The sequence below is a fragment of the Paractinoplanes toevensis genome, from assembly GCF_018332695.1.
Classification (GTDB): domain Bacteria; phylum Actinomycetota; class Actinomycetes; order Mycobacteriales; family Micromonosporaceae; genus Actinoplanes; species Actinoplanes toevensis.
This window is the reverse complement of the sequence record NZ_BOQN01000066.1, coordinates 80,742-94,899: the sequence shown is the minus strand read 5'-3', so window position 1 is coordinate 94,899 and position 14,158 is coordinate 80,742. Positions and strand designations below refer to the sequence as shown.

Sequence of the window (14,158 nt, the reverse complement as noted above, 5' to 3'; positions counted from 1 at the left end):
CTCGACCACGACCACGCCCATCGCATCAGACACCGAAAGAACCGTCGATGCAACAGCTCTGTCGGATTCGATCGGGCGAACTCCGGGATCTGCTATTTCCGAGGTCTCGGGCGGAACCAACCGGAAACGCCGCGCGATTAGCCTGGAACATCGTGGACCTCCGGCGGGTGGTGGAGCTGGTCGAGGAGAACGGGGCGCTCGCCCAGTTGTGCGTGCTGCGCGACGGTGAGGTGGTGCTCGACCGGGCCTGGGGCGTCGGCCCGGACACCCCGTTCGTGCTGTTCTCGGCGGGGAAACCGGTCCTGGCCATGCTGGTGCACCGGCTCGCCGGGCAGGGTGCGCTGAGCCTGGACGACCCGATCGCGCGGCACTGGCCCGCGTTCGCCGAGCACGGCAAGGACGGGATCACCGTCCGGCACGTGCTCCGGCATCGGTCCGGACTCCCGTACGTCAGAAGCGTCCGCGGTGATGCGTTGATCGCCACCCGGTGGGATCGGTCGGTCCGCGCCCTGGCGCGGGCGCGGCCGCACAGCGCGCCCGGCGCGGTGTGCGCCTACCACGTGCTCAGCCACGGGTTTCTGCTCGGCGAGGTGGTGCGGCGGGTCACCGGACGGCCGCTGCCCGACCTGTTTCGCGACGAGGTGTTCGCACCGGCCGGGATGCGGCACTCGCGGCTCGGGGCGCCGGGGTCGCGGGTGCCGCTGCGCGGCGGGCCGGTGGTGCCGCGGGCGCTGTTCAACCGGCGGTCGGTGCGCGACGCGGTGATCCCGGCGGCGACCGTCTCCAGCACCGCGCGGGATCTGGCCGCCTTCTATCAGTCACTGCTCGACGACGGGAGCTGGCGGGACGCGACCACGCCGACCAGCGAGGGCGAGACCGACCGGGTCTCCGGGACGCCGATCCGCTGGTCGGAAGGCTTCCAGCTCGGCTATCCGGGGCGGATGCGGTTCATCGGCAGCCGGTCGAGTCGCCTGGCCTTCGGGCATAACGGGTCGAACGTCTGTTTCGGGTGGGCCGACCCGGAGCGGCGGCTCGTCGTGGCCTACCTGACCAACAGGCTCGGTGGCGGGCCGCATCAGTGTGCGGTCAGCGACGCCGTGCTGGGGTAGCTTCTCCGACCATGGAGGCACAGCTGGCGGCCTTGCGGCCCGAGCTCGTCGGGTTCGCCTACCGCATGCTCGGCTCGCCCTACGAGGCGGAGGACGCGGCCCAGGAGGCGCTGCTGCGCGCCTGGAAGCACGGCGGTGACTACGACCCGGCGCGCGGTTCGCTGCGCACCTGGGTCTATCGGATCGCCACCAACGTGTGCCTCGACATGCTGCGGTCGGCCCGGCGGCGGGCCCGCCCGGTCGATTTCGAGGCCGACCTGACCCTCGGCACCCCGCTGCCGGAGACGACCTGGGTGCTGCCCATCCTGGGCGACCCGGCCGAGACCGCGGTGCGGCGCGACTCCGTGCGGCTCGCGTTCGTCGCCGCGTTGCAGCACCTGCCGGCCCGCCAGCGGGCCGTGCTCATCCTGCGGGACGTGTTCTGCTGGCCCGCCGACGAGGTCGCCGTGCTGCTCGACACCACCGTGCCGTCGGTGACCAGCGCCCTGCAGCGGGCCCGCGCCGCGCTGCGCAAGGCCGACCCGGCGCCGCCCGGCCCGCTGTCCGACGAGGCCAAGCTGGCCCTGGTCGAGCGGTACGCCGACGCCTTCCACCGGGACGACATCGCCGCGCTGGTCGCCCTCCTGCAGGACGACGTGATCAACTCGATGCCGCCGTTCACCTGGTGGATCCGGGGCCGCGCCGCGGTGGCGGCCGCGTTCGCCGGCTCCGACGGGTCGTGCCACGGTGCCCGGCTGGTGCCGGTGACGGCCAACGGCGGGCCGGCCCTCTGGCAGGAGCGGCCGACCGGGCCGGGTGGGTCGTACGAGCGGTTCGCGCTGCTGGTCTTCGAGTTCGGCGACGAGCTGATCTCCGAGATCACGACGTTTCTCGGATACCGTCCGGATGTCACCGGGCGGCCATGACAAAAGGCCCGGATGATCCGCGCCGGGCGGGCCGAACATCGAACCATGTCCATCGCGCTGTTCTTCCTGTCACCACTGGTGGCCGAGTTCCTGCTGGGTGACTTCACGCTCGCCCAGCTGCCGTTCCTGTTCCTGCTGGCGCCCGCCTACGGCGGCGCCGCCATCGTGATCCGCGAGCTGACCCGGCGGACCGGGCGCGGCTGGCCGACCATCCTGCTGCTGGCCCTCGCCTACGGGGTGCTCGAGGAGGGCCTGGAGACGCAGTCCCTGTTCAACCCGGACTACGCGCACGCCCACCTGCTCGAGCACGGCTTCGTCCCGTCCCTGGGCATCTCGATCCCGTGGACCCTGTTCGTCCTGGCCATCCACACCATCTTCAGCATGAGCGTGCCGATCGCCCTGGTGGAGGAGTGGACCAGCCGCCGCACCGAGCCGTGGCTGCGTACCCGCGGTTTCGCCGTGGCCATCGGGCTGGCCGTGCTCGGCGCGGCCGGGACGTTCGCCGTCTCCTACGCCGACGGCCACTTCATGGCCCGCCCGGCTCAGTTGGCGGTCACCGTCGTCGTCGTGGTCCTGCTGGTGGTGGCGGCCTTCCGGGTCCCGGCCCGCCTCGGTGCGCAGGACGGCCCGGTTCCGTCGCCCTGGCTGGTGCTGATCGTGGCGCTGGCCGGCGGCGGCGTGCTCTCCGCGATCGATCCGCTGCCGTGGGGGATCGGCGTCCCGGTGGTCCTGGCCGTGCTGGCCGCGATCGTCGTGGCGGTGGTGCGCTGGTCGCGCCGGCCCGGCTGGGACGGCCGGCATCGCCTGGCCCTCGCGGCCGGCGGTCTGCTGACGTACGCCTGGCACAGCTTCACCATGAATCCGGTCATCGACGCGCCGGAATCCCTGATCCTCGTCAGTCACGTGGTGTTCGCGCTGGCCGCCGTCCTGCTGCTCGTCCTGGAGGCGCGCCACGTGATCACCCGGGAGGGCAGAACCCCGGCCGGTGCCGGGGTCGTGACGCTGAGGTCATACGATCTGGGCGAGTGACAACTGTCGGCGACCTTTTGGGAGTGCGGGGAATGGAGACGTTGGAGTTCCAGGCCGAGGCTCGGCAACTTCTGCAGTTGATGGTCCATTCGATCTATTCGAACAAGGACATCTTCCTGCGAGAGCTGATCTCGAACGCGTCCGACGCGCTGGACAAGCTGCGTCTGGCCACCCTTCAGGACGGGCTCGAGGCGGACACCTCCGATCTGCACATCGAGATCGAGGCCGACAGCGAGGCGCGGACCCTCACGGTCCGCGACAACGGCATCGGGATGACCCACGAGGAGGTGGTCGACCTCATCGGCACGATCGCCAAATCGGGTACGGCGGAGCTGCTCACCAAGCTCAGGGAGGCCAAGGAGTCGCCCGAGCTGATCGGCCAGTTCGGCGTGGGGTTCTACTCGACGTTCATGGTCGCCGACCGGGTCGAGCTGGTGACCCGCAAGGCCGGCACCGAGGGCCACGGCACCCGCTGGGAGTCGGCCGGCGAGGGCACCTTCACCATCGACGACGCTCCCGACGTGCCGGTCGGCACCACCGTGACCGTCCACCTTCGCCCGAAGGACGAGGAGGACGCGCTCTACGACTACGCCGACGAGCGGAAGATCAAGGAGATCGTCAAGCGGTACTCCGACTTCATCTCGTTCCCGATCAGGATGCTCTCCGGCGAGCAGGTCGAGACGCTTAATTCCATGAAGGCGCTCTGGGCGCGGCCGCGTTCCGAGGTGACCGACGAGGAGTACAACCAGTTCTACCGGCACATCAGCCACGACTGGAGCGACCCGCTCGAGATCATCAACATGAAGGCGGAGGGCACCTTCGAGTACGAAGCGCTGCTCTTCCTGCCCTCGCGGGCGCCGCACGACCTCTTCCAGCGTGACTCGCGGCGCGGCCTGCAGCTGTACGTCAAGCGCGTCTTCATCATGGACGACGGCAAGGAGCTGATCCCCGACTACCTGCGCTTCGTCAAGGGCGTGGTGGACGCGGCCGACCTGTCGCTGAACATCTCCCGGGAGATCCTCCAGCAGGACCGGCACATCCAGATGATCCGCCGCCGGCTGGTCAAGAAGGTGCTGTCGACGATCAAGGACCTGCTGAACAACAACGCCGAGAAGTACGCCACGTTCTGGCGGGAGTTCGGCAAGGCCCTCAAGGAGGGGCTGCTCAACGACCCGGACAACCAGAAGGCCATCCTCGACGTTGCCACGTTCTCGTCCACGGCCGGCACCGAGCCGACCACCCTGGCCGCCTACGTGGAGCGGATGAAGGAGGGCCAGGAGGAGATCTACTACCTGACCGGCGACTCCCGCTCCCAGGTCGAGAACTCCCCGCACATGGAGGCGTTCCAGGCGCAGGGCTACGAGGTGCTGATCCTCACCGACCCGGTCGACGAGATCTGGGTCGAGGCGGTCCCCGACTACGACGGCAAGAAGCTGCAGTCGATCGCCCGCGGCAGCGTCGACCTGCCCAAGGACGCCGAGGAGCCGGAGCCCGAGGGCGACTTCGCGCCGCTGCTGACCTTCCTCAAGGAGAAGCTGGACGAGCAGGTCAAGGACGTCCGCCTGTCGCACCGGCTCACCACCAGCGCGGCCTGCCTGGTCAGCGACACCGACGACATCACGCCGGCGCTGGAGAAGATGTACCGGGCGATGGGCCAGGAGGGCCCGCGGGTCAAGCGCATCCTCGAGCTCAACCCGAACCACGCCCTGGTCAGCAGCTTGCGCGAGGCGCACGAGCGCGGCGCCGACGACCCGGCCCTGCCGGACACGGCCGAGCTGCTGTACGGGACGGCCCTGCTCGCCGAGGGCGGTGACCTGGAGGACCCGGCCCGCTTCGCCAAACTGCTCGCCGACCGCCTCGCGAAGACGGTCTGACCGGGGCCGACGTTCGGGCCGGCGTCGGCGCCGGCGTTTCGGCCGGCTCAGCCCGGCCGGGGGAGGGCCGCGAGCCACGCTCGCGGCCCGGCGTGCGCCACCCGAACGCCGGCCACCCGCACGGCGAACACGATGAAATCCGATAAATCGGATTTGTCGGGGTGAGGGGGGTCGCCGGTCAAGGCCACTGCCAGCGCGCCGTGGAACGCGTCGCCGGCGCCGGCGGTGTCGACCGCGGTCACCGCCGGCACCGGGATCGCGCCGGAGCGGGTGCCGCTGAACCAGCGGACCGGCTCGGGGCCGTGGGTGACCAGCACGTGCGGTGCACCGATCGCGGCGGCCAGGGCCTCGTCGGTGGGTGCGGCCTCGGCCGGGTGCCGGAACGCTGCCGACGCGGCCACCACCTCGGCGAACGGGAAGATCTCGGCGAAGACCGGGCGCCAGGTGCCGGCGTCGACGACCAGGCGGCGGGCGCTGCGCGCCGCCGCGACGGCCAGCGCGGGATGATGCCCGTCGACCAACGTCAGGTCGGCATCGGGCAGACCCCCTTGCGGTACGCGGACCAGGACGTCGCCGGCGTTGCGGCTGACGATCGTCCGCTGACCGGTTCCGGCGAGCACGGTTATGGCGGAGACGGGTGGCGGTGCGGAGCTCTCGGGCGAGACATCCATAACTCGTACGCCATGGTTTTGCAGGTCTGAGCGGATGAGGTCGCCCAGTGGATGCGCGCCGACCGCGGTGACCAGGGTGACGTCCGCGCCCAGTGCGGCCGCCGTGACCGCGGCGTTCGCGGCCGGCCCGCCCGCCGCCACCTCGAAGCCGGTGGCCTGCGCCTTCTCGTCCGCCGCCGGGATGTGGTCGACCGCATAGACCAGATCCACGGTGGCCAGCCCGACGCACAGCAGCCGGGTCACGGGGTCGTCCCCGCGCGACGGGAGCCGAGCGACCGGGTCAATTGGCCAGGTCTTGGAAGAACGTGCCGATGCCCCGGAACGCCTCCGCTATCCCGTCACCCAGGCTCTGGGCGATGTCGGCGGCGGGGCCGGGATTGGTGCCGATGTAGAAGATCAGCAGGATGAGCACGATCCAGCCGACGGCCTTCTTCATGTCGGCCCCCTTCGATGATCCGGGCGTGTCCTACATGATCGTGGCACGTCCGCGCTCGTCGATCCGGGATCTTCACCCGCGCGGCGTCGAATCGAACAGATCGTGGGCGTTCCGCCACAGGACGGCCCGTAGCCAGTCGTCGCCGAGATCTAGTCGCGCCAGCGACTCGAGTTGATGCCCGTACGGATATGGGATGTTGGGGAAATCGCTGCCCAGCAGGACCTTCCCGGCCAGGCCGAGGTCGCGCAGCGTCGGCCGCAGGCCGGGCGGGAAGGGTGCCATCTGCTCGAAGAAGTCGGTGAACGCCATCGTGGTGTCCAGCCGCACCCGCTCGTAGCGGCCGGCCAGCTCGAAGAACTGCGGGTATTCCGGGGCGCCCAGATGCGCCACGATGATCGACAGGCGGGGGTGGCGCCGCAGCACGTCGCCGATCGGGCCGGGCCCGGTGAAGCCGGCCGCGACCGGGCCGGAGCCGGCGTGCACGACGATCGGCGTGCCGGCCTCGGCGAGCAGTCCCCAGACCGGGTCCAGCTCGGCGGCGCGCGGATCGAAACCGCCCACCTGCAGGTGCAGTTTGAAGATCTGTGCGCCTTCGTCGAGCGCCGCCCGGGTATAGGCGACGGCGGACGGCTCGGGGAAGAACGTCGCGCTGGCCAGGCATCCCGGGGTGGCGGCGGCGAAATCCAGGGTCCAGCGGTTGAGGTCGGCGGCCATGTCCGGCCGGTGGGCGTAGGCGAGGGCCCTGAAGGTGCGTACCCCGAGCGCGCGCAGCGTCTCCACCCGGTCGGGCAGAGCCGATTTGTAGATGATCGGCCACTCGCGGCCGATCAGCGGCCCGGCCGACTCGAAGTGGTGCCAGACCCGCCGTTCCATCCGCGGCGGCAGGAAGTGCGTGTGCACATCGGCCAGCCCTGGCAGGCCAAGTTCGCGCCAGATCATCCTCCTATTCTGAGGGCAGGCTGAGATCGGCTATATTGACAGTCACTCTTAAGTGGCAGCTACTCTCAAATTATGGCTACTTCCAAAGCGCGCTGGTACGCGCTCGCCGCCCTGGCCCTCAGCACCCTGGCCATCGGTCTGGACACCACGATCCTCAGCGTCGCCCTGCCGACGCTCAGCCGGGACCTGCACGCCTCCACCGGCGACCTGCAGTGGTTCACCAACTCCTACCTGCTGGTCCTGGCCGCCGTGCTGCTGCCGGCCGGCATGCTCGGCGACCGGTTCGGCCGCAAGAAGTTCCTGCTCGGCGCCCTGTTCGTGTTCGGCGCCGCCTCCGCCGCCTGCGCCTGGTCGGCCTCCACCGGCCAGCTCATCGCGGCCCGCACCGCGCTCGGCCTCGGCGCCGCCGTGCTGATGCCGCTCTCCGGTGCCGTGCTCACCGTGCTCTTCGAGGACAGGGAGCGCTCCCGGGCACTGTCGATCTGGCTCACCGCGAGCGCGCTCGGCATCCCGCTCGGCCCGCTGCTGGGCGGCTGGCTGCTCGACAACTTCTGGTGGGGCTCGGTCTTCCTGATCAACGTGCCGCTGGTCGCGATCGCGCTGGTCGCGGTGTCCCTCTGGGTGCCCGAGTCGCACGGCGACCGCACCCGCCGCTTCGACCTGCCCGGCGTGCTGCTCAGCGCGGCCGGCCTGGTCGCGGTCACCTACGGCATCATCGAGGCCGGCGACCGCGGCTGGTCCGACGCCCGCTCGCTGACCACCATGACCGCGGGAGTTCTGCTGCTCGCCGCCTTCGTGTGGTGGCAGCGGCGAGCCAGGACCCCGCTCGTCGACCTCGCCCTGTTCCGCTCCCGGCAGTTCACCGGCGGCGCCGTGCTCGCCACCGTGGCCAGCTTCGGGATGCTCGGCCTGATGTTCTCGCTGCCGCAGTTCTACAGCGCGGTCGGGGGACAGGACGCGTTCGGTTCCGGTCTGCGCCTGCTGCCGGTGATCGGTGGCCTGCTGGTCGGCGCCCGCACCGCCGAGAAGCTCGCGGCCCGGATCGGCAGCCGCGCGGTCATCGCGGGCGGCCTGACCCTGATGACCGTGGCCCTGCTGATCGGCGCGCAGACCAGTGCGACCAGCGGCTACGGGTTCATCGCCATCTGGGTGAGCCTCGCCGGTCTCGGTCTCGGCTTCACCCTGCCGCCGTCGATGGACGCGGCCCTGGGCGCGCTGACCGCCGAGCGCAGTGGCGTCGGCAACGGCCTGCTCCAGGCGATGCGCCAGGTCGGCGGCGCGATCGGGGTGGCCGTGCTGGGCACCGTGCTCAACGGCGCCTACCGTGATCACCTGCCGTCGAATGCCGGCGAAGCGGCCCGGGAGAGTGTCGCCGGCGGCGTCGCGACCGCGGCCGACCCCGGCGCGCTCGAAGCGATCCGCACCGCGTTCACCCACGGCATGGATGTCTCGCTGGTGGTCGCGGCGGCCGTCGCGGCGGCCGGGGCGATCCTCGCGCTGCTGATGCTCCCGGGCCGGGCGAAGCCCGCGGCGGCGGTCGTGGAAGAAGAACGGCTCGCCCTGGCAGAATCGGGGCTATGACCTCGTCCCTGCCAGCCGGCCTGCGGGAACGCAAGAAGGCAAAGACCCGGCTCGCCATCCGCGAGCACGCGATCCGGCTCTTCGAGGAGCAGGGGTATGCGGCGACCACCGTGGACCAGATCGCGGAGGCGGCCGAGGTCTCGCCGAGCACCTTCTTCCGCTACTTCCCGACCAAGGAAGACGTCATCCTCGTCGACGACTACGACCCGCAGATCGTCGCCGCGATCAAGTCCCAGCCCAGCTCGGTCTCCCCGGTGACGGCCCTGGTCAACGGCATGAAGTCGGTCTTCCTCACGATGAGCGAGCAGGAGTGGGAGAGCGAGCGCCGGCGCCAGCGGATCTTCCAGGCCGTGCCGGAGCTGCGGGCGCGGGTGATGAACCAGACGGTGATGGCGATCGACATGCTCGCCGAGGCCCTCGCCGAGCGGGACGGCAAGGACGCCGACGACCTCACCTGCCGGGTGATCGCCGGGGCCATGGTCGGCGTCGTCGTGGCGATCACCCCGCCCGGCAACCCGAACGGTTTCGAGCCCACCGACTTCACCCGGATCGAACAGGCGCTGACGATCCTCGAGGAGAGTTTTCGCCTCCGCTGAGCTGGTCCGCGCCTCAGGCGAGGGCGGCCTTCGCCGCCGCGAGGATGCGGTCGGAGATCTCGGTGCCGGCCGTCGCGCGGGCGAGGACCATCGCTCCCACCAGGGTGCACACGGCCGCGAGATCATCGCCGAGCCATCGGGCATAAAGATCAACCCCTTGCGCGTACGTCGGGAGAGCGCCATCCTCACGCGCCAGGTCCCCGCCGAACCCGGCCGCCGGGCAGCCGGTCCCCGGATTGTCCCGGTGCTCGGGGGAGAGGTACTCGTTCAGGAAGGTCTCCCGGTCCAGCCCGCTCAGCCGGTCGGCCATCCCGTTGAAGGCGTGTTCCACCGCCTCGGCGACCAGGGCGTCCTTCGAGGCGAACTGCTTGTAGAAGCCACCGTGGGTCAGCCCCACCTCGGTCATCACGTCGGCCACGCTCACCCCGTCCACCCCGCGCTCGCGGAACAGCCGGGCCGCCGTCTCGACGATCCGCTTCCGGTTCTCCTGCGCCTGCGCCTGCGATACCCGTCCCATGAACGTGAGTATAGATGGTGTGTGTCATCTATTACCTTGCGCCATTTAGATGTCACTCGTAATCTAAGCCGCATGGACATCACGAACTCGGTAGCCGTAGTCACCGGCGCCAACCGCGGCCTCGGCCGCCACTTCGCCGCCCAGCTCCTGGAGCGCGGCGCCAAGGTCTACGCCGCCGCCCGCAACCCGGAGAGCATCGACCTCCCCGGCGCGATCCCGCTGCAGCTCGACATCACCGACCCGGCATCGATCGAGCGGGCCGCCAAGGCCGCCCCGGACGCCACCCTGCTGATCAACAACGCGGGCACGTCCCTGGGCCAGAGCCTCATCGACGGCGACCTGGAGCAGATCCGCCTGGAGATGGAAACCCACTACTTCGGCACCCTGGGCGTGACCCGGGCATTCGTCCCGGTGATCGAGTCCAACGGCGGCGGCGCGATCCTCAACGTGCTGTCCGTGCTTTCCTGGTGGCACCCGGCCCAGGCCGGTGCCTACTCCGCGGCGAAGGCCGCCGGTTGGGCGATGACCCGAGCGGTGCGCGACGAGCTGGCCCCGCGCGGCATCGAGGTGGCCGCCCTGCACGTCGGCTACATGGCCACCGACATGGCGGCCCACGTCCCCGCCGACCAGAAGACCGACCCGGCCGTGGTCGCGGCCCTGGCTCTGGACGGCCTGGCCGAGGGCCACCCGGAGATCCTCGCCGACGACGTGACCCGCGCGGTCAAGGCCGGCCTGGCCGCCTGACGACGTGCGGCCCGCCGGCTCGTCAGGCGGCGGGCCGTCGGCCGGTGGCTGACAAGCTGTGCGGCCCGCTTCCGGCCGTCACGTGCTTCAATCCGTCCATGATGGTCGACGGCAGCCCGGCCGGGCGCGTGCCGTGGCTCGCCCCGTCCGCGGTGGTGCGCCGGATCACCGAGATGCGCGCTGCCGGTGGGCACCGGCCGGCCGAGATGCTTCTCGACGCGATCGGCGCAGGCCGGACGGCCGGTGAGGTGGCCGGCGTCGTCGCGGTTGTGGACCCGGCCGACGCCGGCCGGGTGCTGGCTGCCGCCTGCCGCCGGCCCGCCGCCGAGATCGCGGCGATCCTCACCGTTCTCGCCGACCCGGGCGCGCCGAATCCCGCCGCCGGGACCGGCGATCCGGCCGGGACGGGCGCGGCGCCCGACTCGCGAGCCTCGGACCGTGCAGATAGGGCGAGTGATTCGCAGGGTGCCGGGGCCGGGGCGCCTGTCGTCCTGGGGCGTGCGGTCGTCGCCGCCGAGCTGGGGGCCGCCGAGCTTGTGTCGGTCGCTGTCCTGCTCGTCGCGGTGGAGCGGGACGCTCTGCTGGACGTTGGCGTCGACACTCGGCTCGGTCATCCGGGGAGGTTGTCCGCGCTGGTGGCGGCGCTGTCCGATGCGGACGAACTTGGCGCGGTGACGGATCGGATTGCGCGTGGCGATCCGGTCCGGGCTGCTGCCCTTGCCACGCAGCTCGAGACCATCGATCCGGAAGCGGCCGAGGTGCTGGCCGACGCGGTGCTCGCCGCGGGGGCGGCCGTTACCGGGCAGGTGCTGGCTCGGCTCGAGGCGGAGCCGCTGCGCCGGTTCGTTCCGCGGCTGGCCGGGCTGAGCTCGAGTGCCGTGGTCGAGGTGATGGCCGAGCTGGTGCGGGCCGGTCGGCGGGCGCTCTCCCGGGCGATCGCCACCGCGGTGCCGCCGGTGTTCGCGTGGCCGTCGCAGGCCGGCACCCGGGTCCTCATCGACCTTGTGGTGGCGTCCGCCGTGCACAGTGGCCGGCTCGCCGGGCTGGCGGCGCCGGGCAGTTTCGCCGCCGAACTGGCCGACGAACCGCCCGGGATCGTCGCGGCCGTGCTCACCCGGGCCTGCGCCGTCGCCGCCATCCCGGTCGTCGACGCGATCCTCGCCGAGCTGGCCCGTCGCGCTGACACGGTCAAATGGGTCGCCCGGCTGTGGCACATCGCCCCGGAACCGGCCGCGTCCGGCGGTCGCCGGCCCGACCTGGTCGACCGCTACCTCGACCTGGTCGTCCAGCGTCGCTCGCCACGGGAGGTCGCGGGCCTGATCGAGGAGCTCGACGCCGGCGACGGCGGGCCGATGGCCGGCCGGGTCGTGCGAATGCTGCTCGACGATCCCGGCCGGCGGTGGGTCCGGCCGTACATCGGTCAACTGCTCGGCGAGTCGCCGCGGGCCGCCGACCTGCGCGGGGACTGGACCGGCGACCGGGTCGAGCTGGCCCGGGCGGCCGCCGTCGAGGAACTCCGCCGGGTGCTGCGCGAACCCGGGCCGGTCGACCGCTGGCTGCCGGTGCTCTCGCTGCGGGCCGCCGAGCGTCCGTTGTGGCTGGTGCGGCTGGGTGACCTGGACGCCGGGTCCCTGATCGGCCTGAGCAACCGGGGCGTGCACTGCCACAGCGTCCCGGGGCCGCACGCCCAGCAGGCGCCCCGGGAATTCCGGATCGACTACGAGCAGTTCGCCCACCTGACGTTCGGCTTCACCGAGGAGAGCCACCGGATCCGGATAGTCAAGCAGCAGTCGACCTACTTCTGGGCGGTCGGCCAATCGGCCGTGGCCCAGGCCCGTGGCGTGACGGCGCTGCTCAACGTGGTCGCCACGGCCGTGCGTGCGGTCTTCGCGGTGCACCTGGACGAGCCGCTCGGGCCGTCCGCGTCGGGCTGGTTCACCGCCGAGCGGTTCTGACACCGCCGCGACCTTGAAGACTTGCCGTTCGGAGCTGACACGAACTCTCCAAGATCGCGAATGGATCGGGGGGTGTCAGGCGGTGCTTCCCGGGGAGTCTCTCGCGCCGGGCTGGTTCAGGGCCGCGAGCACCTGGCGGCCCGCGCGTTCGGCGGCCAGGACCCGTTCGGTCGTGTCGGGGGCCGGGCCCGGTTCGCCGGTCGCCACGGCGTACGCCTCGCGAAGCGTCAGTAACGCCCGCGCCAGCCGCGTCGCCTCCCCGGACGGATCTCCCGGATCGCGCCGCAGTGCGGCCGTGGCCGCCGCTACCTCGGTGATCGCCTCGCTCAGGTGCCGGGCGGCCGCCCGGTTGCGGACCAGCGCCGCCGCCACCGGGCCCAGCGCGCACCCCAGCAGGGTCTGCACGAGCCGGTCACCGATCAGGTCGGCGGCCGGTGTCGGCCGGCCAGCTCGCCCACCAGCAGGGCCAGGGGAGTGATCGCCAGCATCGCGAGGCCGTAGTTGCGGACCACCAGGAGTTCCGCGCAGACCTGGGCGATCGCGATCGAGGCGACCAGGGTCCAGCGGTCGCCGGGCAGGGCCACGGCGGCGCCGGCCAGGAACAGGCCGATCGTCGTGCCGGCCGCCCGCTGGATCGCCTTGTGCAGTGACAGCCGCAGCGAATCGGCCTGCAGCACCGCCACCGCCGACAGCGCCGCCCAGTAGGGATGGCCCAGGCCGGTGACGTGGGCCAGCAGGCCCGCGACGGCACCCGCGGCGAGCGCGCCCAGCGCGACCCGGGCCGCGGCCGGCCAGACCGGGCCGGGGCGGCGCGCGCCCGGCTCGCGCAGCAGCAGCGTGTAGACGCGGCGGCCGAGCACCTCGTCGGTCTCCGCCTGCGCCATCTCGGCGATCGGCGCCGGGCCGCGGCGGGCGACGGCGTCGGCCAGGGCGCGCAGCGCCTTCGCGGCCTCCGGCCTGTGGCCGTTGATGCCGCTCAGCTCGGTCTCGGCCCGGGCGACCAGCAACGCCTCCGCCGGCCGATCGGGCGGAACGGCCCGCCAGGCCCGCTCGATCGCGGCCGACGCCTGCTGCCGAGCGAGAAGACCGGCGGGACTCGCGAGCGCATCGTCGTTCGGCCCGGCGGGGGTTGCGGCCGGGTTCGGACCAGCGGTGCCTGCGGCGGCGTTCGGGCCGGCCAGGCCTGTGGCGGTGTCGTTCAGGGCGGCTGCCGCTCGCAGGGCGCGGGCCACGGCCAGGCGCATCGGGGCCTCGCGGTCGACCAGGACGCCGGCCATCGCGATCAGCCAGGCCAGGGCGGCCGAGCCGGCGCACAGCAGCGGGTGGCGCCACAGGTCGGTGCTGGTGGCCGGCATCGCGCCGGTCACCGCCGTCGCGAAGGCGAACATCAGGCCCCCGGGCGGGCCCACCCGGAAGCGGCCGCACAGCAGGGTCGCCACGCCGCCGGTCACCGCCACCGCGGCCGTTCCGAACACCTCCGGTTGCGGGGTCAGCGCGGTCAGGGTGCCCGCGAGGACGCAGGCGATCAGACCGGTCGCGGCGGCGGTCAGCACCCGGGCGCGGCGGCGGTAGGGCTCGTCGCGGGCGTACAGCGCGGTGAAGGCGCCGAAGGTCGCCACCCCGGCCCAGGCCGGCTCTCCGGCCGCAACCAGGACGACCAGCGGAAACGCCACCGCCAGGCCGGCCCGCAGGGCGAAGGCCCAGGCGGCGTCGACCGGCCGGACCTTCGCCGCGGCCCGCACCTCCGGCATGATCGACCTAGCCATTCATCCCTTTTACTCGACGAAGATTCAAAGCGACCG

At 72.0% G+C, this 14,158-nt stretch carries 14 protein-coding genes; 8 read left to right on the top strand and 6 right to left on the bottom strand.

Annotated elements, in window-relative coordinates; genetic code table 11:
- The first annotated feature begins 152 nt into the window (after positions 1–152).
- The 4 genes from Ato02nite_RS25970 to htpG are packed head-to-tail and all read left to right on the top strand — an operon-like array spanning position 153 to position 4,917.
- Positions 153–1,109 (top strand): serine hydrolase domain-containing protein, encoded by a 957-nt coding sequence (locus Ato02nite_RS25970; RefSeq protein WP_213009234.1) that lies wholly within the window; start codon positions 153–155, stop codon positions 1,107–1,109.
- An 11-nt stretch (positions 1,110–1,120) separates the two neighbouring features.
- Positions 1,121–2,014, top strand: a complete 894-nt coding sequence (locus Ato02nite_RS25965) for an RNA polymerase subunit sigma-70 (RefSeq protein ID WP_213009233.1) — start codon at positions 1,121–1,123, stop codon at positions 2,012–2,014.
- Positions 2,015–2,059: 45 nt separating this feature from the next.
- A complete protein-coding gene (locus tag Ato02nite_RS25960; protein ID WP_213009232.1) occupies positions 2,060–3,043 on the top strand; it encodes a hypothetical protein in 984 nt (327 codons plus the stop codon).
- Positions 3,044–3,075: 32 nt separating this feature from the next.
- Positions 3,076–4,917, top strand: coding sequence for a molecular chaperone HtpG (gene htpG / locus Ato02nite_RS25955; protein ID WP_213009231.1), 1,842 nt, complete (start codon positions 3,076–3,078; stop codon positions 4,915–4,917).
- Between the two features lie 47 nt (positions 4,918–4,964).
- Here htpG and Ato02nite_RS25950 read toward each other — a convergent pair whose 3' ends face one another.
- The 3 genes from Ato02nite_RS25950 to Ato02nite_RS25940 form a co-directional block, all read right to left on the bottom strand.
- Entirely contained in the window at positions 4,965–5,831 is an 867-nt protein-coding gene (locus Ato02nite_RS25950) for a PfkB family carbohydrate kinase (RefSeq protein ID WP_213009230.1), read from the bottom strand.
- A gap of 37 nt (positions 5,832–5,868) precedes the next feature.
- On the bottom strand, positions 5,869–6,024 hold the full coding sequence (locus Ato02nite_RS25945) for a hypothetical protein (protein ID WP_213009229.1): 156 nt from the start codon (positions 6,022–6,024) through the stop codon (positions 5,869–5,871).
- A gap of 72 nt (positions 6,025–6,096) precedes the next feature.
- The gene (locus Ato02nite_RS25940) at positions 6,097–6,963 is read right to left on the bottom strand and encodes an amidohydrolase family protein (protein ID WP_213009228.1); all 867 of its coding nucleotides are present in this window, start codon (positions 6,961–6,963) and stop codon (positions 6,097–6,099) included.
- A gap of 72 nt (positions 6,964–7,035) precedes the next feature.
- Between Ato02nite_RS25940 and Ato02nite_RS25935 the strand changes: the two genes are divergently transcribed.
- Positions 7,036–8,544, top strand: coding sequence for an MFS transporter (locus tag Ato02nite_RS25935; protein WP_213009227.1), 1,509 nt, complete (start codon positions 7,036–7,038; stop codon positions 8,542–8,544).
- On the top strand, positions 8,541–9,140 hold the full coding sequence (locus tag Ato02nite_RS25930) for a TetR/AcrR family transcriptional regulator (RefSeq protein WP_213009226.1): 600 nt from the start codon (positions 8,541–8,543) through the stop codon (positions 9,138–9,140). The genes Ato02nite_RS25935 and Ato02nite_RS25930 overlap by 4 nt, the downstream gene beginning before the upstream one ends.
- A 13-nt stretch (positions 9,141–9,153) precedes the next feature.
- Here the strand turns inward: Ato02nite_RS25930 and Ato02nite_RS25925 are convergent, their stop codons facing one another.
- On the bottom strand, positions 9,154–9,657 hold the full coding sequence (locus Ato02nite_RS25925) for a TetR/AcrR family transcriptional regulator (protein WP_213009225.1): 504 nt from the start codon (positions 9,655–9,657) through the stop codon (positions 9,154–9,156).
- A 72-nt stretch (positions 9,658–9,729) separates the two neighbouring features.
- On the opposite strand from Ato02nite_RS25925, the gene Ato02nite_RS25920 reads away from it, so the two are divergent.
- Positions 9,730–10,401 (top strand): SDR family oxidoreductase, encoded by a 672-nt coding sequence (locus tag Ato02nite_RS25920; RefSeq protein ID WP_213009224.1) that lies wholly within the window; start codon positions 9,730–9,732, stop codon positions 10,399–10,401.
- A gap of 98 nt (positions 10,402–10,499) precedes the next feature.
- Positions 10,500–12,356, top strand: coding sequence for a hypothetical protein (locus tag Ato02nite_RS25915; RefSeq protein ID WP_213009223.1), 1,857 nt, complete (start codon positions 10,500–10,502; stop codon positions 12,354–12,356).
- Between the two features lie 75 nt (positions 12,357–12,431).
- Here the strand turns inward: Ato02nite_RS25915 and Ato02nite_RS25910 are convergent, their stop codons facing one another.
- Both Ato02nite_RS25910 and Ato02nite_RS25905 read right to left on the bottom strand, forming a co-directional pair.
- Positions 12,432–12,761, bottom strand: coding sequence for a hypothetical protein (locus Ato02nite_RS25910; protein ID WP_213009222.1), 330 nt, complete (start codon positions 12,759–12,761; stop codon positions 12,432–12,434).
- A 14-nt stretch (positions 12,762–12,775) separates the two neighbouring features.
- On the bottom strand, positions 12,776–14,122 hold the full coding sequence (locus Ato02nite_RS25905; RefSeq protein WP_213009221.1) for an FUSC family protein: 1,347 nt from the start codon (positions 14,120–14,122) through the stop codon (positions 12,776–12,778).
- Positions 14,123–14,158 lie beyond the last annotated feature (36 nt).